17 protein-coding genes are annotated in these 22,055 nt (G+C 49.9%); 12 read left to right on the forward strand and 5 right to left on the reverse strand.

Annotation, left to right across the window (positions count from 1 at the left end; genetic code table 11):
• Positions 1-6: 6 nt before the first annotated feature.
• Positions 7-888: an outer membrane protein assembly factor BamD gene (gene bamD, locus CRN95_RS05675; RefSeq protein ID WP_088630755.1), complete on the reverse strand. Its 882-nt coding sequence runs from the start codon at positions 886-888 to the stop codon at positions 7-9.
• Between the two features lie 34 nt (positions 889-922).
• Here bamD and CRN95_RS05680 point away from each other — a divergent pair, with 34 nt between their 5' ends.
• From CRN95_RS05680 to CRN95_RS05700, 5 genes are all read left to right on the forward strand, one after another.
• Entirely contained in the window at positions 923-2,323 is a 1,401-nt protein-coding gene (locus CRN95_RS05680) for an LptF/LptG family permease (RefSeq protein WP_088630754.1), read from the forward strand.
• A complete protein-coding gene (locus CRN95_RS05685) occupies positions 2,320-3,420 on the forward strand; it encodes an LptF/LptG family permease (RefSeq protein WP_097020333.1) in 1,101 nt (366 codons plus the stop codon). Before CRN95_RS05680 ends, CRN95_RS05685 begins: the two co-directional genes overlap by 4 nt.
• Positions 3,421-3,429: 9 nt before the next feature.
• A complete protein-coding gene (locus CRN95_RS05690; RefSeq protein ID WP_088630752.1) occupies positions 3,430-5,244 on the forward strand; it encodes a sensor domain-containing diguanylate cyclase in 1,815 nt (604 codons plus the stop codon).
• Positions 5,245-5,389: 145 nt separating this feature from the next.
• Positions 5,390-6,889, forward strand: coding sequence for a sodium:solute symporter (locus tag CRN95_RS05695; protein WP_097020334.1), 1,500 nt, complete (start codon positions 5,390-5,392; stop codon positions 6,887-6,889).
• 157 nt (positions 6,890-7,046) lie between these two features.
• Positions 7,047-7,832, forward strand: a complete 786-nt coding sequence (locus tag CRN95_RS05700) for an SIMPL domain-containing protein (RefSeq protein WP_088630750.1) — start codon at positions 7,047-7,049, stop codon at positions 7,830-7,832.
• Here the strand turns inward: CRN95_RS05700 and CRN95_RS05705 are convergent.
• On the reverse strand, positions 7,824-8,351 hold the full coding sequence (locus CRN95_RS05705; RefSeq protein WP_088630749.1) for an NAD(P)H-dependent oxidoreductase: 528 nt from the start codon (positions 8,349-8,351) through the stop codon (positions 7,824-7,826). The genes CRN95_RS05700 and CRN95_RS05705 overlap by 9 nt on opposite strands.
• A 209-nt stretch (positions 8,352-8,560) precedes the next feature.
• On the opposite strand from CRN95_RS05705, the gene CRN95_RS05710 reads away from it, so the two are divergent.
• The 3 genes from CRN95_RS05710 to nrdG are packed head-to-tail and all read left to right on the forward strand — an operon-like array spanning position 8,561 to position 11,620.
• On the forward strand, positions 8,561-10,891 hold the full coding sequence (locus CRN95_RS05710) for an anaerobic ribonucleoside triphosphate reductase (protein ID WP_073423360.1): 2,331 nt from the start codon (positions 8,561-8,563) through the stop codon (positions 10,889-10,891).
• A complete protein-coding gene (gene nrdD / locus CRN95_RS15075) occupies positions 10,888-11,058 on the forward strand; it encodes an anaerobic ribonucleoside-triphosphate reductase (RefSeq protein ID WP_176421796.1) in 171 nt (56 codons plus the stop codon). Before CRN95_RS05710 ends, nrdD begins: the two co-directional genes overlap by 4 nt.
• 1 nt (position 11,059) lies before the next feature.
• The gene (gene nrdG / locus CRN95_RS05715) at positions 11,060-11,620 is read left to right on the forward strand and encodes an anaerobic ribonucleoside-triphosphate reductase activating protein (RefSeq protein ID WP_085490944.1); all 561 of its coding nucleotides are present in this window, start codon (positions 11,060-11,062) and stop codon (positions 11,618-11,620) included.
• Positions 11,621-11,695: 75 nt separating this feature from the next.
• Here nrdG and CRN95_RS05720 read toward each other — a convergent pair whose 3' ends face one another.
• Entirely contained in the window at positions 11,696-12,973 is a 1,278-nt protein-coding gene (locus CRN95_RS05720; protein ID WP_088630748.1) for an ATP-binding protein, read from the reverse strand.
• A 356-nt stretch (positions 12,974-13,329) separates the two neighbouring features.
• Between CRN95_RS05720 and CRN95_RS05725 the strand changes: the two genes are divergently transcribed.
• The 4 genes from CRN95_RS05725 to CRN95_RS05745 all read left to right on the forward strand — a co-directional run bounded on the left by CRN95_RS05725 (position 13,330) and on the right by CRN95_RS05745 (position 18,235).
• Complete coding sequence (locus CRN95_RS05725) at positions 13,330-13,887, forward strand: hypothetical protein (RefSeq protein ID WP_088630747.1); 558 nt, start codon at positions 13,330-13,332, stop codon at positions 13,885-13,887.
• A gap of 211 nt (positions 13,888-14,098) precedes the next feature.
• Positions 14,099-15,145 carry a GDSL-type esterase/lipase family protein gene (locus CRN95_RS05735; protein WP_088630746.1) on the forward strand — a complete coding sequence of 349 codons (1,047 nt, stop codon included), beginning with the start codon at positions 14,099-14,101 and terminating at the stop codon, positions 15,143-15,145.
• Positions 15,146-15,558: 413 nt separating this feature from the next.
• Positions 15,559-16,446, forward strand: a complete 888-nt coding sequence (locus tag CRN95_RS05740; RefSeq protein WP_088630745.1) for a TIGR02147 family protein — start codon at positions 15,559-15,561, stop codon at positions 16,444-16,446.
• A 7-nt stretch (positions 16,447-16,453) separates the two neighbouring features.
• The gene (locus CRN95_RS05745; RefSeq protein ID WP_088630744.1) at positions 16,454-18,235 is read left to right on the forward strand and encodes a LamG-like jellyroll fold domain-containing protein; all 1,782 of its coding nucleotides are present in this window, start codon (positions 16,454-16,456) and stop codon (positions 18,233-18,235) included.
• A gap of 54 nt (positions 18,236-18,289) precedes the next feature.
• Here CRN95_RS05745 and CRN95_RS05750 read toward each other — a convergent pair whose 3' ends face one another.
• Both CRN95_RS05750 and CRN95_RS05755 read right to left on the reverse strand, forming a co-directional pair.
• Positions 18,290-20,440, reverse strand: a complete 2,151-nt coding sequence (locus CRN95_RS05750) for an ATP-dependent RecD-like DNA helicase (RefSeq protein ID WP_235002899.1) — start codon at positions 20,438-20,440, stop codon at positions 18,290-18,292.
• Positions 20,441-20,516: 76 nt separating this feature from the next.
• Positions 20,517-22,052, reverse strand: coding sequence for a carbon starvation protein A (locus CRN95_RS05755; RefSeq protein ID WP_088630743.1), 1,536 nt, complete (start codon positions 22,050-22,052; stop codon positions 20,517-20,519).
• Positions 22,053-22,055 lie beyond the last annotated feature (3 nt).

Genomic DNA, 22,055 nt, shown 5'->3' on the forward strand with positions numbered 1-22,055 from the left:
GTTTGCCTATTCAGCCAATTTCTTTTCTTCTTTCTGGAGGCGCTTCTTTTCGGATTCCTTCTTGAGGCGCTTTTCGTAGGATTCTTCGGCGCTTGCAATTTTGTCATTGGCCTTGTTGATGCGCTTCAGAATTTTCTCGTCCTTGTCTGCTTCGTTCTGGGCGATGGCGAGGTATTGCCTTGCCGGGTCAAACTGGTCGAGGTCCGTATAGGCGTCCGAAATGAGGAACAAAGCTTCCTGGCGGTGCTTTGCCTTGGGGTAGGTCTCCAAGTATTCCTTGAAGTAAATGACGGCTGCTTGCGGCTTTTCCATGCGCAAGTAAAGACGGCCTGTCTGGAATTCCTTCTCGGCTACGCGGTCTACGAGGAGGTTGTAATAGTAGTTGACGGAATCGCGGAGCGGCGTATTCGGGTGGTTTGCGAGGTAGCGCTCAAAGTCCTTCATGGCGGTCGTCGTGTTGGATTCGTCGCGATCGATTCTGTATTCCATGTTGAACGAAGAGACTGCCTTGCGGAATTCTGCGGTTTCTGCAAATGGGGAACCCGGGAAGTTCACGATGAAGCTTCCGTATTCGCCACGGGCTTCAATCCAGTGCTCCAGGTTGAATTGGCTTTCGGCGAGCAAGAACTGGGCCTGTTCCATGTAGCCTGACCCTGCACAGGTAGAGAGGATTTCTTCTAGTTTTTCGACTGTTCTGCCGTACTTCTTAGCCTTGTAGAGTTCTTCTGCTGCTTCGTAGCGAGTCTTGCACCATTCTGTGTGTGTCATTTTTGTAGAAGAGGCTGTAGAACAACCCATCATAGTTGCCATATAAAGGAAAAGAGGAACGAACAGGGTACTCTTGAAAACTTTTTTCATTTTTTTTCTTTGGTTAATTCTAACTTTCATGCTGTAAAGTAGAAAAAAACGACTCTAGAGAAAAATGATTTTAGTCCGCTATGTCTTGAAAGAGCTTATTGGTCCTTTTTTGGCTTCGCTCTTTGGCATTACTTTTTTGTTCGTAGTTGACTTTTTAGTCAAAATCTTGGACAATGTGCTGTCCAAGGGCTTGCCTGCATCTACGGTGCTTGAAATATTTGCTTTAAACCTTGCGTGGATGCTATCTCTGTCCATCCCGATGGCGGTGCTGGTCGCAAGCCTCATGACGTTTGGTCGTATGTCCGGAGACCAGGAAATTACGGCCGTGAAGGCGGCGGGTATTTCGCCGTTGTCGCTGATGCGTCCTGTGTTACTAGTGGCGCTCTTGCTTTCTGTGTTGATGGTCGTGTTCAATAACTGGGTGCTCCCGGAAGCTAACCACAGGTCCGTGGAACTCATGAACGCCGTTTCTCGCAAGAAACCGCATGTGTTTATCGATGCCGGGCGCCTTATTACGCAGTTCCCGGGCGTTCAGCTGTGGGTGAACCGTATTGACCCTGTGTCGGGGACGCTGTACGGGATCCAGATTTTCGAAATGGAAAAGAAGGGCGCTCCGCGAATTGTCTATGCCGATAGCGCTACGATGGATTATGTCGATAACGGGGCGACACTCATGCTCCGCCTGCGCAGTGGTGAAACGCATCTCGTCGATCCGGATGACGTAGACAATTATTTCCGTATCCGTTTCTTCTCGCAGGATTTGGCCATGCAAAACGTGGATGACCGCTTGGAACGCCGTAGCAGAAGCTACCGTAGCGACCGCGAAATGCCGGTGGAGATGATGTGGGAAGTGGTGACGGATGCCCGTAATAATTACGATACGGCTGCCGTGCAGGCAAAAACTCGCCGCTTGCCGACGCTTTTGCGCATTCGCGATTTTGTCAATGGCGATAGCATTCTTCCGGCAGATGCCAAGGGAATTCCGATGGGCGATTCATTGCAGTTTGCGCAGAGCTTGCGTAAAGTGCGTGTCCAGGAAACAGCCGCACTTCGTTCGACGGAACGTGCTTGGGGCCGCATGGAAGGTGAACTCAAGCGTGCTGCCCAGTACATGGTTGAAATCCATAAGAAGTTCAGCACCGCATTTGCATGCTTTGTATTCGTGCTGATTGGCGCTCCGCTCGGAATCATGGCGCGCAAGGGTGGCATCGGTACTGGCATTCTCTATAGCCTTGCGTTCTTCGTCATCTACTGGATTTGCCTTATCGGTGGCGAAAACCTTGCAGACCGCCTGGTTGTTTCTCCGGAACTTGCCATGTGGATTTCGAATGTCATTATCGGCGTGTTTGGCATATTCCTTACGCGAGTGATGGTGAAAGACCGTTTCTCAGGAGATTCCAAGTTCTTCCGATTCTTTAGGAAGATTGGGCGCATCTTTGGAAAAATCACGAAGAGGTTCGGATGAAATTCTCAAGATACCTTATCTGGAACTTCCTGAAGATGTTCCTCATCGTGGTTTGCGGTGCGGTCCTCATATTTGTGGTGATTGACTTTGTCGGTAACATCAAAACGTGGTCTGCTCGCGAAATGAAGTCTGTGGGCGACTACTACTTGAGCTACCTCCCGTATATTTTGTACTTGATTACCCCGGTAGCATTGTTTATCGCGGTGCTCGCCTCCGTGGGTAATATGGCGCGCCACCTTGAAATGAGCGCTATGCAGAGTTCCGGGCAGAGTCCGTTCAAGACGCTTCTCCCGATATTCTTCCTCGGTGTCCTCATGTCGATTGGCTCGTATGAAATGAGTGAACACTGGCTTCCGGATGCAAACCACAAGCGATTTGAAATCATGGAGACGAATGCGCAGAAACGCAAGAATCCGCGCATCAAGGAAAAACAGGACTTCACGTTTATCGATAGCGAAAAAAACAGCTGGTTTTTCAAGTATTACTCGGGTAAGAGTAAAACTGGGCGAGACGTGGTCTTGCTTGTACGCGATCGAGGACGCTTGGTCGAACGTTACGATGTACGTACAATCCGCTGGGTTCAAACGGATTCAGTGACGGGGGCTGGCTTTTGGCGGTTCGAAAATGGTTTCCATCGTATCTTTAAAAAGGATGGTTCCGTCGATGTGATGCCGGTGCGTCAGAAAAGCATGAAGGGCAGAATCGATACGCACCCGAATGACTTGATTAACGAACGACAGCTTGCCGACGAAATGGATTCCAAGATGGTCAAGGCACGTATTGATGTGCTGCGGCGTTCGGGCGAAGAAACCCGCGCCATGGAGACCGCTCTCCAGTTTAAGTATTCGGCGCACTGGATGAACTTGATTGTCCTTTTGATCGGGGCTGCCCTTTGCCACCGGTATAGCCGTTCAGGGGGCCTGTCCCAGAAATTCGGTGTTGGCTTGTTGCTTGTTTTTAGCTATTATATTCTAGAGAGGATTGGTCTTAAAATGGGTGAAAACGGAGCGCTCTCGCCATTCTGGGCCGCGTGGAACAGCCACTTCATTTATGCCAGTCTCGCGTTTGTCATGTTATACCGATCATTTCGCTTGTAGAGGGTTTAAATGTCCGTATCTGAGATTTTATTTGTGGTCGCCGGTGCATTGCTGGGATTGGCATTTCAGGGGGGAATGTTCCTTTTCCTGATTCCTTTTGCGGTTGTTGCGTTTTCTCTTGCTGTCATGAACCGCCCGAGTCTCCCGCCGAATACGTCTGTGCTCCCGGTCATCAAGAGCAGCAAGCGTTCTACGGCTCTTACGCCGGTAGTCTCTCCGGACATTCGCAATGAATTTACGAATGATGTAAAATTGGAGACCAACGAACCTAATTCGTCTCTCCGTGTAAACCAGATTTGGTCCCGTGCAAATTCGGATGTCGACAAGGCTTTTGGCGATATGCTGCGTTGCCTTAAGGTGCTCATGCCGCAGGCAAATACGCTTACGATTTTTACGAATGGCGGCAGTGCAAATGAATATCGCCTGAGAACGTTCCAAAGCGATATCCCGAACTGTATCGATACGGGTGCAAAAATTACCGAGAATATGGGCATCTTGAGCCAGCTCTTGCGCCCTGAAGTATCCCGCATTTTGGAAGGCGACTTGCTCGTTGGAAAGCGCCTTACGTATTACATCGAAAATCGAATGATTCGCTCGTTGGTCGGTGTGCCTCTCTTGGATCGTGAAGAACGTCGCCTGGGTGTCATTCTTGTGGACTCCTTGCATCCGAATGCGTTTACGGCTGCCGAAGCCCAGGCTCTTACGTTTATTTCGCATGCAATGTACATGGTGAGCTTCAAGAGCTTTGTCTCGGCTCAGAATTACATTGAACAGCAGCAGTTCAGCGTGCTTTACCGCTACCAGCGCAAGTTCTTCCAGACCATGACGGTCAAGGACATCTACAAGCAAATGTTCGAATACGTCAAGGAAAACATGCCGTTTGACCGTTTGACGATTCTTGCGCTCGACAATCAGAAAGAAGGTTCTGGCCGCGTTGTTTACTGCGTCGGTATGGATTCGGAACAGTTTGTCGATAAGAAGTTTACGTTGTCTGACAAGGGCATCTTTGTGCTTGCTCTTATGAGGAACCGCCCGGTATTCCGTTCGTTTACCTCGGGCTATGCCGATTATGTGCCGCGCTTGAACGATTCCGAAAAGCGCAATATGGAACTTCGTCAGTTGTTTGTAATGCCGGTCGCTTCTGAACCGGATGCAAGGACTGCAGAACTTGCCATTTGCCTTGAAAGCCGTTACACCAACCGCTATCAGGATCACGAAAAGAAACTCCTCAAGGCGTTTGCCGGGGTCGCTGGATTTGCTTATGCCCGTGCACTCCAGGTTGAAAAGGACAAGGATCTTGCTACGCGCGACGGCCTTACAGGACTCATGAACCACCGCTCTCTGCAAGAAGCTCTCCGCACCGAAAAGGTTCGTGCCGATCGCAAGAAGTACAATATCGGTGTCTTGATGATGGATATTGACCACTTCAAGAGAGTGAATGATACTTATGGACATCCGGTGGGTGATGAAGTCATCAGAGGTATTGCAACGGCGATTAGCGGTGAAATCCGCAAGGAAATTGACGTTGTTGCTCGCTATGGCGGCGAAGAATTTGTGGTGGCTCTTATCGATACGACTCCGGAAGGCATGATTGAAACGGCTGAACGCATCCGCAAGGCGGTGGGCAAGCTCGAATTCAACGTGCACTTGACGGACCCGCTTCGCGTGACGGTAAGCATTGGCGCCTTCCTTGTGGAACCGGAATTCTCGGATATGAAGAAGGCCGTGAACAATGCGGATCAGGCTCTCTACAAGGCAAAGGACGGCGGCCGCAACCAGGTCGTGCGTTTTGAAACCGTTGAAACCGAAGCGGTGGGAGATTAGAACTTAGATGAAATGTCATCTTAAGCTGTCATCCTGAGCGAAGTCGAAGGATCCAGTAAAATTGTTCGCTAGAAATAACTGGATTCTTCGTCCCAAAGGACTCAGAATGACGTTATTGTTAAAACCTACAACTTAATATCTAAAAATGTTCACAGCACTTGATTGGCTTGTCTTATTCGCTTACTTGCTCTTGTCCTTAGCGATTGGGCTCTGGGTTTCTCGCGGCAACAAGAACCTCAAGGAATACATGTTCGGTGGCGGCTCGATGCCGTGGGTGGCCGTGGGCATTAGCCTCATTGCGACTTCCGTGAGTGCGACGACTTTCCTTGGCGCGCCTGCTGATGTTTTCGGCGACGACATGACTTTTTTGATGTTCCAGATCGGTGCGCTCCTTAGCATTGTGGTCGTGGGCTTTGTGTTTATCCCGCGGTTCCGCACGTCTGGCATTTCGAGCGCTTATGAACTTTTCGAAGTGCGTTTTGGGAGCCGCTCGGTGCGCCGTTTGGCTGCGGTTTTTTACTGCTTGCATTTGCTCCTCCGCACGGGCATCTTGCTTTACGCGCCTTCGCTTGTGCTTGCACAGATTTTGCACATTGACTTGAAACTTGCAATTATCGTCTCGGCGGCGATTGCCATTTTCTACACGTGGTTTGGCGGCATCAAGGCGGTCATTTGGACGGACGTGATGCAGTTCTGCGTGTTCTTTGGCGGTGGCGTGCTTGTGCTTTTGATTATCGCAAATCAAGTGGGTGGCTTTGGTGAAATGGCGACGCTCGCCAGCGAAGCGGGCAAGACGCGTTGGTGGAATCCTTCGATGGATATTTCTGATGCTCGAACGCTTATTTCGGCGGGTTTTGCATACGTGATTCTTGAAATTGCCATTCGCGGTTGCGACCAGCAGTTTGTGCAGCGCTACCTCAGCTGCAAGGATGTGAAGGCGGCGAACCGTTCAAGTGTGCTTTCAATGGTGCTTGGTTGCGCTGTTTCGATTCTTTTCTATTGGGTGGGGGCTGCACTTTTTGTTTATTACAAAGTCTCGCAGGTGGCACCTCTTCCTGGGAGTGTCGGGCAGAATGACGTGTTCCCGTACTTTATTGTAAATGCGCTTCCGTCTGGTGTGACGGGCTTGATTGTCGCTGCCATTTGTGCAGCGGCGATGAGCAGTCTTTCGGGCGCCATCAATTCTCTCAGCAATACGTCCGAGCGCGACTTCCTCGGCTGGGATGAATCGATGGGAATGGGCGGGCTCAAGCGTGCTAAAATCTGGACGGTCGTCTGGGGCGTGCTCGGCGTGTTCTTTGCGCTTTTTGCCGCAACGCAGCAGGGGAGCCTCCTCAAAAATGCGATCTTCTTTACAGGTCTTTTCACGGGTCCGCTTCTCGGCATGTTCCTCCTCGCGTTCTTTGCAGACAAGATTTTTGGAACCGCAGAAAAAGCGTTACGCGCCTGGGTCGTGATTGTCGCCGTTATTTGCGGCATGATAAGCCTCGTACTTATCCAGGGAATCCCCGCCTTTGGCGTGCCCGCCGTTTTTGAAAAAATATTCAGCTGGCCGTGGATGCCCTTCATTAGCATGACAACCACCATTGTAGTGGCGCTTGTCGTGAATTTCGTGGCAAATCTTGTTTTGGTGAAACGAACGTAAAATTGTTTTTTATTGGGGATGATTTTTGTGCATCCTGTCATCCTGAGCCCCGGAACAAGTCCGGGGTAAACTCCGACGAAGGATCCAGTAATTTTGTTGGTTTTCCGTCTGGAAAATGACTATTTTAAATTCAAAACATTAAAAAGAGGGCTTAACGATGATCTCAAAATTGCTTAACATCATCTATCTCGTACTGCTGATCGTCTGCGTGTGCGTTCTCATCCGCGTCGTGAAGGCGGAACCGGCTGCTGTTCCTGTGGCTACGTCCAATGGCTCGGTTGCGCTCGAGGTCCCGCGCATCGAAGTCTCGGCAACGGAAACCAAGAAATTTGCCGCCGACAAGTTCGAAATGGGCTTTAGCCTTGAAATTCGCGGCAAGGACAAGGAATCGGTTTCCAAGCGCTTGGCTGAACGCCGTTCCGTGATTTTCGAGAATGTGAAATCGCTTGAAATTCCGCAATCCAACGTGGAACAGAACAGCGTTGAAATTCACAAGGAGTGGTCTTATCGCAATAGCAAGCGTGAACTCGTCGGTTACGTGGCTACGCAGAGCTTTGTGATTACGGTGAACCGTAAGATTGATGCAGCCGCTCTCGTGCAGGCGCTTTCTTCGGAACCGGATGTCGAAATCCAGCGCACGTCCGCCCAGCTCAAGGATGTCGATGCGGTGCAGTCTACAGTTATCAAGGCGGCGGGTAAAAAGGCGACAGCCAAGGCTAACGATTACGCCGAAGGCGTTGGCGCCAAGCTCGGTCGCGTTCTCCAGATTAATAGCGAAGGTGGTGGAATCATCTACAACCAGTACAACCGCGTCTACCGCGCCAAGGGCGTCATGCTTGCGGCAAATGCCATGATGGACGGCGCCGCCGCTCCCGACGAAACGGCGATTGCCGACTCCGTCGAGGTGAGTGCATCTGTCCGCGTCGTTTATGAATTAAAGTAGTTCTAACAAACTTTCTTCATATTCCTTGGCCGCCTTATCAAGGGCGGCTTTTGTCATATCCGGGCTGCAACCGTAAAAGCCGAGCGGCTTAAACCACTTCATGCCGGCGGCATTTGCGGTCATTTCGAACGGGATGAGCATTTCTTCGGCGGTGTAGCGGTTCAGCCCTTCGTGGGTGTAGTGTTCTGCGGCGGCGCCTGCAGTAAATACAACGCGCACGGGCATTCCCTTCAAGAAGTTGTCGGCGCTGTACACAATCGGGCTCATAATTTGGTCTTGCCAGTCGCGCAAGCTCGAGGGGGAGTTGTACCAATATATAGGGAACTGCCAAACGATCGCCTTGGACTCCCTCAACAATTTTTTTTCGGCCTCCAGGTCGAAGTAGCCATTAACCCGGTTTTTGTCAAGGTGGTGAAACACAAAATTGGGATTTTTTCTGTTGATATCCACTAAGTGTTTGTTGAACATGGAGTTAGAAATGTTCGGATGCGATAGAAGAATTGTGATTTGATTGTTCATTATTTTTTCTTGTTGATAAGTTGAGGATATATTACAAAAAAATTACATCTTACGTGCAAAAAGTCTTCCAAATTGGACTAAGATTTATTATACTTGTAGTGATGTCGACCTACATCTTGTGGGTGTGGTTCGACCTCGGACACAAGATATAGTAAAATCGGAGAAATTTGACTATATTTGAGGAAACGGGAATTGAAGGTTTTTTTTAGATGATTTTTACTGTCAAAAAGCGCGACGGCCGCGAGATGCCGTTCAACATTGAGAAGATTGCAGACGCCGTAATTAAGGCTTTTAGAGCCTCTGGCGAATTGGATGAACAGATCAAGGCTGCCCAAGCTCAGATGAATTTGCTTGGAAACGATGACCTTTTGACAAACGTCGCTCTCAAGGTTGCTGCCGAAGCTGTTGGCCATCTTGAAGCCGAAAATAAGACCAAGCCGGACATCGAAGAAATTCAGGATGCTGTTGAAAAGGCTTTGACCGAAGGTGGTTACGCCGATACCGCCAAGAGCTATATCTTGTACCGCGCCGAACGTACCCGCGTACGTGAAGTCAACACTCGTCTCATGCAGACGCTTCATGACATTACGTTCAGCTCTGCCAAGGAATCCGACCTCAAACGCGAAAACGCCAATATCGACGGCGATACCGCTATGGGCACCATGCTCAAGTACGGGAGCGAATCCGCTAAGCACTTCTACACGATGATGATGCTCAAGCCGGAACACAGCCGTGCCCACATGGATGGTGACATCCACATCCATGACCTCGATTTCTATTCTTTGACGATGACCTGCTGCCAGATTGACCTCATTAAGTTGTTCAAGAACGGCTTCAACACGGGTCACGGTCATTTGCGCGAACCGAAGGATATCCGCAGCTACGCCGCCTTGGCCGCTATTGCTATTCAGAGTAACCAGAACGACCAGCACGGTGGACAGTCCGTGCCGAACTTCGATTACGCCATGGCAAACGGTGTGCGCATCACGTACCGCAAGGCTTACCTTTCGAACATGGTCAAGGCTCTCATGCTTTTGACGGGCAAAACCGAAGAAGAAGTCCTGCCGGTGGTGAAAAAGCTCCACGGCGAAATGGCTGAAATGGGCATGGTCGCAACGCTCGTGCCGAATGAAAAGTTCCAGACAACTGAAGTCCACGAACTTTCCAAAACTTATGACGCCGAAACGGTGAAGAATGCCCAGAAGTTTGCCGAAAAGATGGCTTACGAAGAAACCGACAAGGCGACGTTCCAGGCCATGGAAGCTTTTGTCCACAACTTGAACTCCATGCACAGCCGCGCTGGTGCCCAGACTCCGTTCTCTAGCATCAACTATGGTATGTGCACGGAACCGGAAGCCCGCATGGTCATGAAGAACTTGCTCCTCACGACCGAAGAAGGCCTCGGCGGTGGCGAAACGGCTATCTTCCCGATCCAGATTTTCCGCGTCAAGGACGGCATCAACCTCAATCCGGGTGAACCGAACTACGACTTGTTCAAGCTCGCCTGCCGCGTGAGTGCAAAGCGCCTGTTCCCGAACTTCAGCTTCCAGGACGCTCCGTACAACCTGCAGTACTACAAGCCGGGCCATCCGGAAACCGAAATTTCGTATATGGGCTGCCGTACCCGCGTGATTGGCAACCATTACGACCCGAGCCGCGAAATCTCTTACGGTCGTGGCAACTTGAGCTTTACCTCGATCAACCTCCCGCGTATCGCTATCAAGATGAAGTCCGTGGACTTGTTCTTCAAGGAACTCGACCGCATGATGCAACTCGTGAGCGATCAGCTCATGGAACGTTTTGCCGTGCAGAGCCGCCGCAAGGTCAAGAACTTCCCGTTCCTCATGGGACAGGGTGTGTGGATTGATTCCGACAAGCTCGGCTGGGAAGATACCGTGGGCGAAGTCATCAAGCACGGTACGCTTTCGATTGGCTTTATCGGCCTTGCCGAAACGTTGGTGATGCTTACGGGCAAGCACCACGGTGAATCCGAAGCTTCTCAGGAACTCGGCCTCAAGATTATCGGCCACATGCGCGAATTCTGCGACAAGGAATCCGAACGCCTTGGCCTCAACTTCAGCTTGCTTGCAACGCCGGCTGAAGGCCTCTCGGGCCGTTTTGTGCGCATGGACAAGAAGAAGTTTGGCATTATCCCGGGCGTTACCGACCGCGATTACTACACCAACTCTTTCCACGTGCCGGTCTACTACAAGATTTCTGCTTTCAAGAAGCTCTCGCTCGAAGCTCCATACCATGCGCTCACCAACGCTGGCCACATCAGCTACATCGAACTCGATGGCGACCCGACGCAGAACCTGGACGCTTTCGAAAAGATCGTGAAGTACATGGCAAAGGTCGGTATCGGTTACGGCAGCATCAACCATCCGGTGGACCGCGACCCGGTTTGCGGATTTGTGGGTGTGATTGGCGATGTTTGCCCGCGCTGCGGACGTAGCGAAGGCCATGCCATCTCTTGCGAAAAGATCGAAGAACTTAGAAAGAAATTCCCTGGAATGCCCGCATTCAGAGGGATCAGATGATTTTACAAGGAGTGCAAAAAATGTCTGAAAAAGAAATGTCTCAATATGGCGAAGGGATCGGATTCGAACGTATCCGCCGCATCACGGGTTACCTCGTTGGTACAATTGACCGCTTCAACAACGCCAAGCGCGCTGAAGTCAACGATCGCGTGAAGCACGGCGTATAAGATGGATGAATATCCTCCACTGCGGATTGCTGGGATTGAGCCCGAATCATTCGTGGACGGTCCCGGAATCCGCTTGACTGTGTTTACCCAGGGCTGTCACCACAACTGCCCGGGTTGCCAGAATCCGCAGACTCATGATTTTGAGGGCGGACACTTTATCGAGCGCGAAGCGATTATCACGATGATCAAGGATAATCCGCTGCTCGATGGCGTGACGTTTAGCGGAGGCGATCCGATGGACCAGGCGGCGGCACTTATTCCGCTTGCCCGCGAAATCAAGGAACGCGGTCTCAATCTCGTGATTTTCACGGGATACACGTACGAACAGCTGATGAAGCTCACGCCCGAAAAGCCGGAGCTCTTTGAACTGCTCACGTTTGCGGACATCCTCATCGACGGTCCGTTTGTCATGGCGAAGAAGTCCCTGGACATTAAGTTCAGAGGTTCCTGGAACCAGCGCATTATCGATGTGCAAAAGAGCCTTGTCGAAGGTCACGTGGTCATCCACCAAATTCAACTGGACGAGATGGCGGAACACCCCGACAGGGAATACAATACATAAGTGCGAGGTGCGTAAAAGGCGCTTTGCTTTGAGAATGTCATGCCCGCCACTGAGCGGGCTTTGCTTTTTTTAGGCTTAATTCTTCAACGCTGTAATCGGCACTACGAATACTCCGTCAGGACGCTTGTAGGCGGCGTTGCTCATTCCGCAAATGACGCAGAGATTGGATGGGGGAATTCCTGCTGGATCATTGGAAATATCGTTCTGTATATCCAATAAGTTGCGTGCTGCTTCATCAATCTGATTTGCTCCGAGCTTTATTTCAAAAGCGTTCCAGCTACCATCGGGCATCTCAATAACGGAGTCTATTTCCTTGTTTGCGTAGTCTTGGTAATGGTATAGTTTTCCTCCGAAGGATTTTGCGTAGATATCCAAGTCGCGTTCGCAAAGTGATTCGAAAAGAAAGCCTAGAGTGTTCAGATCATTTAAAAGTTTGCTAGGTGTCGCTCCCAATAGTGCTACTGCAAGTGAAGGGTCGGCGAGGTGTCGTTTTTCGGCTTGCTTGACTCTAAGCTTGGAGCGTATTTTTGTGCAGAATGGAGGCTGGTTCTCGACAAGAAAGAGTCTTTTTAAAACATCAAGGTAGCTTGCTATTGTATCCGAGTCGATGTCGTCATCATCGATTTCTTTGATGTCGTTCTTCAAAATTTTGTTTGTTGCTGTGGTTGATTCGTTTCTGGCAAGAGATCTGAGTAACAACGTCATCTTGCTTTTGTTTCGTTTGATTCCGTCAAGACGATCCATATCGTCGTCGATAATGGCTTCAAGATAGGCTTTAGGAATGGCCATGGATTGTTCCGTAGAAAGTCCAAGATTGCCTGGCCATCCACCGCGAACCACGAGTTCTATCAAGTCGTTTAATTGGACGTCTCCCGTCATGACTGGTTCGATTTTGCCGTTGCAAATGTCCAGTAACGAAACCTTTCCGCTAGAGGCTCCTGATTCGTATAGCGACATTGGCCGCATGCGAATTTTGGCGATTCGTCCGGCTCCGCTGTGCAGAACTCCTTTACGCGACGGTGTAGATGAACCTGTCAGGATAAATTGACCCTTGAGCGCACGATGATCAACTTCGTAACGAACGGCGTCCCATACTGACGGAACTTCCTGCCATTCATCGATGAGTCGAGGTGTATCTCCGCTTAAAATCAGTTTTGGGTCGAGCTCCGCAAGTTGTCGGTTCTGGAAATTGCCACTTGGGTCGCCTAGTTCGATTTTGCTGTTGGCGTGATAATCGGAAGTCCAGGTTTTGCCGCACCATTTGGGACCTTCGATGCATACGGCTCCGAAGGTTGAAAGGGCGTTTTCTATTTGGTTATCGACGATTCTAGGCTTGTAATTTGACGATTTCATACCCCTTAAAATATATAATCGGTATGATTTTGTCAATATATTCGGTGTGATTTGCTGTTTTCATTCGGTTTGATTTGATATTTTCAATCGGTATGATTTTAGATTTTTATTCGGTCTGATTTTGTAGAAATACGAAATTTGATCGGAATAGGGGTTAATTGTTAAGGAAAAAACTCCAACGGAGCATTGGAGTTTTTCGGTATGGTGCGAATGTAAAATTGCTCGGCAAAAATGTACAACCCTCTTGACGATAGTTTTCCGATAGTCTATATTTAGTGTACGGATGAGCAGATATATTGCTCTATAAACAACAAAAGCCCCGCTGTTTTCAGCATGTCTGCGGGGAGGAGTTAAAAATGAAGAATGATGTGAAGAATGGTGGCGTCGGCATTTGGCTTGATGAAATTGTTCCTTGTCTCAAGGATACCGAAACTGGCGAAATCAAGGAAACGGTTGTATTTAAAATCGAAAGTCGTTCATTCCTGAAAAAATTCAACGAAAAGAACGGTTGGGGAATCAATTGGATTGAAATTCCCGATAATGTTGAGGTCTTTGCTTTAGCGCTAAAGGAAAATAACGAAATTCAGGGTCTTATCGGAGTAAAAAATGACAAGAATTCCGTGGCTGCATTTATCCATTGGGCTTGTACTGCTCCTCGTAATAATAAGCGATTGTGTGGATCGCAAAAATACATTGGGGTAGGAGGACATCTATTTGCTATTGCTGCTGATAAATCAATTCAGTGGGGATATCAAGGCGCAATTCACGGCTTTGCCCTTAACAGAGAGCTACTTAATCACTATATTGAAGTATTAGGAGCCATATTTTTAGGGGCTTTGCACGAATACCAATTTTTCGTGAACGAAAACGCGGCTAAACATCTTTTGGAGACTTACACCTATGAATGGAACTAAAGGGCCTGTCATTCTGGCGGAATCCATGGAGGCGTATAGGGCCACTCCTGATCCGTACAAAGATGCTCCTTCAATGCATGTGAACTTGTTGGAGTTGTCTCGTTATGCAGAAAGAGTTGGAAAGCCGATGTGCGAATTGACAAAGGAAGAAATAGACCAATTCCGGCTGTGATTTGTCTCGTCATCCCTCTTTCTTGATTATATTTATCACATGGTTATGAATATGTTTGGGAAGATAGTTTTGGCTGCGGCCATGGTGTCGTCAGCTATGGTGGCATCGGCGTTTGCGGCGGGCAAGGTCGCTTGCGTTGGCAATAGCATCACGTATGGTTACGGGATTGAGTCCTGGCCGGACCAAACGAGCTACCCGCATCATTTGCAGGGGATGCTACGTGGCGATGCACCTGGCGATACTGTCGAAAATTTTGGTGTGAGCGGGCTTACGGTTCGCAAGGATGATCAGGCTTCGTACTGGAAAGGTTACCGCTTTGCGCCGGCGATAGAATTCGCTGCAGATACGGTTATCATCGAGCTGGGAACGAACGATTCGAAATCGTATACGACTTGGAATACTCCGGAGCAGGATGCGGCTGTGGACTCTGCAATCACGGCTGATTTTGAAGCACTGATTGACACGTTCCAGGTGAAGTCGAAGCCGCATGTCTTTATTTGCTTGGCGCCTTATGTGAACAACGTTGAATGGAATATTCTCGATACGGCTGTCGTAAAGCGCGTGAATCCGGCGATTTTGCAGGCGGGGATCGAAAAGGGCGTGAATGTGATTGATTTGCATTCTCGTTTTAGCGCGCTTGAAAATCCGAGCTGGTATTTGGAAGATATGGTGCATCCGTCTGTCGAGGGCGCAAAGCACTTGGCCGAAATTGTGTATGCCCATTTGCAAATGGATACGTTGCATGTAACGCAGGATGGCTCGATGCTCAAGGCTCCGAAGGGTTTTGGTTACCAGTGGTACAAAGACGGAAAACTCCTCGAAGGCGAAACTCGTGAAACGCTTGAGGCTTCGGAAGTGGGCGAGTACAAGGTTTCTGTGAAGGTGGATGAGAACACGCTTTCGCGAATTGTGACGGCTCCGTTGAAAGTCGAAAAGACGACAGCCTTGAAACCGGGGGCTCGTGTCGCTCACGATAATTCAGCGGGAACCGCGAACTTGGCTAAATCGGTGCAACGCTTTGACGCTCAAGGCCGAACATTGAATGCTCGCGGACCATCGCAACAGAAGGTCTATCGGAAACGGTAGTTTCTGATAAGGAAAGGTGATCCCGCCCCGGAATAAAAGCAACCAAGGCGAACGCTGCGAAAATGCTTGCATTTTCATAGCTGAGCCGAAGGGCTTTGTACTTGTACAAATCCGGGATGACAAAAAGGCCGGCATGACATGCTGAAAAGGGAACGACCGGAGTCGTTCCCTGCGTGTTTGAGAGATGGACCTGTTCTCGTAGCATCGCTAGAGCTTGTTTTGGTGTGGGGCTTTTATAGCTCAATCCGATGCCAGAGCAAAATTCCTTTTTTTTATAAAGATAGATGTGTGTGCCCTAAATGTCGAGGGAAAACAGGTGTCGCGGGAACAAAGCGTCCTCGGTAGACAACGATTTTGTGGCTGTTTTTGGGGCGTTTTTACCGAATAACGGCTTTACAATATATTTTTAGAGTATGAAATCCAGTGCAGAAAAATCGCAGCCTGAAGAACGCCTCGGTTCTATCCCTCCGAAGCGCATGTCGGTTTTTGAATTTGATGATTACCGCGCTTATTTGCGGCACTATTTTGAGTGTGCGCAAGCCTTGAACCGCCGTTATTCGCTGCGGAGTTTCTCGGACAAGCTGGGATTTTCGTCCAAGGATTTTATTTCGCGCGTGATGAAGGGCGAAAAGAGTCTCACTCCGGCAAGCATTGCAAAAATTGTCGGTGGCTTACAATTCGATGAAAGCGAGGCTGCGTATTTCGAGGCGATGGTGCTGTTCTGCCAGGCGTCCAACGAGGATGAGCGTGAAAACTACAAGAAGCGCATGGAAGAAATCACGGCGACTTCCCGTTTCACGCAGCAGATGCTTTTGACCCGCGCGTACCAGTATGAAGTTTATTCGCATTGGTACTATTCCGCGATCCGCTCGATTATCGGGATGATTGGTTTTGATGGAGATTACGATGCTCTCGGGGCGCGCTTGATGCCGCCGATTTCTGGAGAGCAGGCGCGGCAGGCGGTGGATTTGCTGGAACGCGTTGGGCTGATCAAGAAGGACGCCAAGGGCAACTGGATTTTGAACAATCCGGCGATTAGCACAGGCGACAAGGTCATCCAGCAGGCGTTTATCAATTACCACAAGGAATTTATTGATTTGGCGAAGGAGTCCATTACCAATGTTCCTTCGACCGAAAGGAACGTGAGTAGTGTGACTCTTGGCATTTCGGAGGGTTCTTACAAGAAAATTGTCAAGTGCATCAATGAATTCCGCAAAAAAATTTCTATGATTGCTAATGAGGACGAGGACGGTGGCCGCGTTTTCCAGATGAATATCCAGATTTTCCCGTTGTCCAAGTGAGGATGCAATGAAACGAAATACTCGATTGGCTAAATCGGCGGTTTCTGCATTGTTCGCGTTGCAGGCGTTACTTGCAATGGTATTCCTCGTATCTTGCTCTGACAACAAGGTGGCTGGCGGGAACAGCTCCGAAGTCGGTTCCCCGGAATTGATGGGAACGCTTGCGTTTGTGGACGGAGCGCAGAGACCGGACTTTTTTAGGCGCGCCTCTTATGCTCGTGTTTACTGCGTGCCGGCGGATTATGACCCTGCAAAAGAAGATAGCACATCGTACTACACGACGACTGCGGATTCGATGGGATATTACGCTTTTGAAAACTTGCCGAGTGGCGTTTACAATTTGGAAGCGTTTTATGAAGATTCGGATGGCGAAACATTTGCAGTTCGCGAATCTGGCCTGAAAATTGCGAAGGATTCTGCGCAATCTGTCAATTTGGGATTGAATCAAAGTAACGACATCAAGATTTATTTGCAAGATACCAAGGACTCGGTTGCTAGCCTTTCTATCGTGGGTTCAACGTACAAGTCAACCGCCAAGATTATAACAGATGGAATTGTTCGTTATGCGATTTTTACCGGTGTACTGGCATCGTACTATGATTCGGTGCAAGTGAGTACTTCGGAGGGCACTAATAGCATCAAGGCCGTTCTTGTTGAAAATACGGATGCAAAGCAGGCCTTTTACTATGATAGTTCTGCCCGCACTTTGGAAATCCCGCTCAATACATCGGCGACTGGCATAGACCTGCGCGATACTATTGAAGGGTTCCCGCTGTACGTCCGCTTGAGTGACTTGAATGCAGATGACCGTGAATCGCTTGTCAAGAATATATCTGCACTTAAAGTTTATTTGGAGCCAGCTTCGTTCTGGACGACTTTCAAGGTCGTTTGTGGCAAGGACTCTATTCCGACGGGGCTGTGGGTTCGCTTGTCTACGCTTTACCCGCAACGGGAAACGCAAAAGCTCGTTTTCGCCTGGAATGAAACGGATTTTATTGAGGAACCTAGTGTGACGGAGGCTTGTGTTGTGAGAGACGATGCTTTCGGAAATGCGCAGGCCTTGATGCGTGCTGCAGATCCGTTCTCTTTCACAGATGGCTTTGTGGCGGCGTGGAACTTTGATGAATCTGAATTCCCGGATTCTATAGTCAAGACTTCTGGCGATAATCCGTTCAAGGGACGCGTCACTGATGTCACGGCTGGCGATGGAATTATTGGCGGTGCGTTTGTATTTAACGGAAAATCTTCCATTATTGAAATTCAGGAATCCGCAGATTATAGGGGCTTTGCGTTGAAGGATACGTCTAGCTTTACTGCGTCTTTCTGGGTGAATGTTGAAGATACTTCGACGTCGCGATTCATTTGGGGCAAGTCCGAAGCGGAATACCACTTCAAGTATCAGGCAGGTGATAGCGACCGTTCTAGCTGGATGTACAAGGAACTCGACGAATCGGATTTGGATCATTGGTACCAGGCGAGCATCGCGATTGCGCCGGAAACCGATTACAAGCAGTGGGTGCATTTTACGGTCGTCAAGTCGGGCGATTCGACGGCGATTTTCAGGAATGGCAAGCTTGAAGAAACCTTGATTAGCCGCAACCATACGGATGATAAGCGAACATCGGATGGTCCGTTTGTCATTGGCGCTCGCAAGCAATCCAGTGGAAAGGTAGACCGTGTTTTCAAGGGTTCGCTTGATGAACTTTACTTTATGGATGAAGCGAAAAGTTCTGAATGGGCTAGGCTCATGTACCTGAACCAAAAGCCGACCGGCTACTGGCCGAAATAAGCTTAATGGACGCGCGGGAATGCCCACGCATTTTGCGGCTCGTCATCCTTTGTGCTAACCCAGTTTTTCAGTAAGTCTTGTATATCGTCTTGTGCTGCGGTTGTTGCGCACGGCTTGATAGAACGCTCCCGGTGCAGACAAAATCCACACGTGACCTTTGGCACGCGTGATGGCGGTGTAGATGAGGTTCCGCTGCAGCATGATGCTGTGGCTAGAATCTAGCACGACGATGACGGCGGGGTATTCGCTGCCCTGGCTTTTGTGGATGGTGCAGGCGTACGCAAGGATAAGTTCATCGGCTTCATCGGGCTCGTAATCCACGGTCTTGTCATCGTAAAAGACCGTGATTTTTTTCGTGTCTTTCCCGATTTTGTAGATGATGCCGACGTCTCCGTTGAACACGTTCTTGTCGTAGTTGTTGCGGATTTGCATCACTCGGTCGCCGGTACTCCAGTTGCCGCTCGCGATTTTGATGCGTTCCTTGCCGGGGTTCAGGAGGTCTTGCAAGAAGTTGTTTAGTTCGTAAATGCCAAGCGGTCCTTTGCGCATCGGCGTGAGGAGTTGCATCTCTTGCGTGTCAATGTCGATTTTTTCCTTGATGCCGCGCGTGACGAGGCGGGCGATGATGTCTTTAGCTTCATCGGCCGACTCGTAAGGTAAAAAGTGGAAGTTCGTGCCTTCGATGGGCGAGGGGCTAATGCCCTGATTGATTTTAGATGCTTTGTCGGCGATGTCGTTTCCGCCGGCCTGGCGGAAAATGTGCTGAAGGCGGGTACTCGGAATCTTGGGGCAACGCAACAAGTCGTTCAGCACATTGCCAGCTCCCACGCTGGGGAGCTGGTCGGCATCGCCTACGAGAACGATTCTCGCGTTGAGTGGCGTCGCTTCGAGGAGCGAGGCGGCAAGCCACGTATCGACCATACTGAATTCATCGACAATGAGCAAATTGCATTGGAGCTTGTTGTCGCCATCGCGATGGAACTTGCCCGAAATCGGGTCCACCTCGAGCAGACGGTGGATTGTGCGGGCTTTCTCGCCACAGCATTCGCCCATGCGCTTGGCGGCGCGCCCTGTCGGGGCCGTGAGGCTTACGCATTCTTCCATTTGGCGGGCGAGGTACAAAATCCCCTTGAGGATTGTTGTCTTACCGGTGCCGGGGCCACCTGTGATGATGGAAATCTTTCGCGAGAGCGCCATTTGGATAGCGCGTTTTTGGATCGGGTCAAAGCTGAACTTATGTTCGCGTTCCCACTGCGCCAGGGCGTCTTCGAAGCCTTCCGTTGAAAGCTCGTTGTATCGCAAACGGAGCTTGATGTTGTCTGCGATGCGCTGCTCGGCTTTGTAGAGCGGCGGAAAATAGCAATCGTCGCCTTCGCGCGTGATGCGCCCAGATTCGCTTGCTTTTTCGAATTCATCGAGGAGCGTGTTGATGGCGCCTTCGTCGTCCTGCATTAAACGCAAGTTGCGGAATGTGCGTTCCAGGAGCACGTTCTTCGGCAAAAACACATGTCCATCGCTAACCGACGCTTCTTGCAATGTGTAAAGTAACGCTGCCTGAAAACGCTCGGGACTGTCTTTCGGGAATCCGACTTTCTGCGCGATTTCGTCAGCTTTTAAAAATCCGATGCCCCAGACTTCTTCGCAGAGCATGTATGGGTTTTGCGTGATACGTTCAATCGTCGCTTGCCCGAACTTGTTCCAAAGGCGCTTTGCCACACTGCCGACAATTTCGTGCTTGTACAAGAATAGCATTGTTTCGCGGCTGTGACGTGCTTCTTGCCAACGTGCCAAAAAAGCTTCCACCTTGCGGGTGGGGAAGCCTTTGATTTTTACTTCGCGGAACTTGTTTGGATTGTTGTCGAGAATGTCGGCGGTTGCATCGCCAAAAGCTTCCACAATGCGTTCGGCAATCTTTTGTCCCACGCCCGGGAATTGTCCGCTCGCCAAGTATTCAAGGATATCGTTATCGTCTGTGGCGATGTATTCAAAAGAAGTTGCCTGGAATTGCTTTCCGTATTTCGGATGCGAACCCCAGTCGCCTTCTACAGAGATTGTTTCGCCAGGTTGCAAAGCGGGAAAAGTTCCCGTGACGACAACGACTTTCTTACTTTCGATATCGTTCAGGCGCATCACGGTAAAGCCATTTTGCTGGCTATGGAACGTGATGGATTTTATGCTGCCTTTTATGACCACAACAACTGTCATGCCCGATTTAATCGGGCATCTCCTTTATGTGTTGTGGATGGTTCTAGCATTGATTGAATTTGCTGGCAGCGCTTGCTTACTGAGCTTTCGGAATCTTGTTTTCGTCAAGATCGGAGTTCCAGCGGTCGGCATTATAGCCTTCCATCTGGGAGAGCGACTTGCCACGAACACAGAGGAAGAATCCGAGAATAGCGGCGTCGTGGAGTGCAATCACGAGAGCTGTCTTGTAGTCGAGACCAAAGCCAAGCGGAGCGCCCTTGAGGTTTTCCGGGCTCACCCAGAGAATGTAATCAGCTGTAATGAACGTCATGAACATGCACGGGATAAGCGCAATCCAGAAGTTCTTCTTTTTGCTGCGGAGATAAACGGTTGCCACGCAGAGGCTGCAAACGGCCATGAGCTGGTTGCTCCAGCTGAAGTAGTTCCACAAAATGTTGAAACCTTCAGGGTTCATATTGCTCCAGAAAATAATCACGGCGCAAAGGGCAAACATTGGAACTGTAAGGAGGAGGCGGTTCTTGACAGAAGTCTGTTCAAGTCCGGTCAGTTCTGCAACGGTAAGGCGGAGGCTGCGGAGGCTGGTATCGCCGCTCGTGATAGCAAGGATAATCACGCCCACGACCACGAGGATCGAAATCGGAGCCCAAGGAATCACGGTCGAAACGAGAACGCTCAAGACCTTCACGCCCGAAGCGCCTGTCAAAAGTTCCGGCATCTGGTGGTAAATGAACATGCCACCTGCAGCCCAGATCATACCAATCAAACCTTCAATAATCATCATGCCGTAGAACGTCTGGCGACCGGTCTTTTCGGTCACTTCCGTACGGGCAACGAGCGGGCTTTGCGTGCTGTGGAAACCGCTGATGATGCCGCAAGCAATCGTCACGAAGAGCATCGGGATGATCGGCTGGCCTGCCGGATGCTTGTGGAAGTTGCTCATGATATCGTTGAAGCAGAATTCATCGAGGACGTTCAAGTTCGGGATGATGCCCACGAAAATAGCGAGGGAGGCGAGAATCAGGAGGGCGCCGAAAATCGGGTAGATGCGGCCGATAATCTTGTCAATCGGGAAGAAGGTGCTAATGAAGTAGTAGGCAAAAATGCAGACAACGGCAATCCAGAAAAGTGTCGGCGAGACGTGGCTGCCGACGAGAATCGGGGTGTTCACGAGAGCGGCCGGAGTTGTGGTAAACACGGCGCCAACGAGAATGAGCGCCACGGAAATGAGCGTCATTACAAGTTTTGCCGGTCCCTTGCCCAAGAACTTGCGGGAGAGCGCCGGGACGTTGTAACCGTTGTTGCGCATGCTGATCATGCCGCTGAAGTAGTCGTGCACTGCACCGCCGAGAACGTTTCCGAGCGGGAGCAAAATGAACACGATGGCGCCAAACTTGATGCCGAGAATCACGCCAATCACAGGACCAATGCCTGCAATGTTCAAAAGCTGAATGAGAACGTTTTTCCAGTGCGGCATCGGGACGCGGTCAACGCCATCCGGGTTTGCGAGTGCCGGAGTCTTGCGGTCATCCGGTCCGAACACGCGTTCAACGAACTTGCCGTAGGTGAAATATCCAAGGATGAGGATTGCAACACCAATTAGGAATGTTATCATTTT

Source organism: Fibrobacter sp. UWB16 (assembly GCF_900215325.1).
Lineage (GTDB): Bacteria > Fibrobacterota > Fibrobacteria > Fibrobacterales > Fibrobacteraceae > Fibrobacter.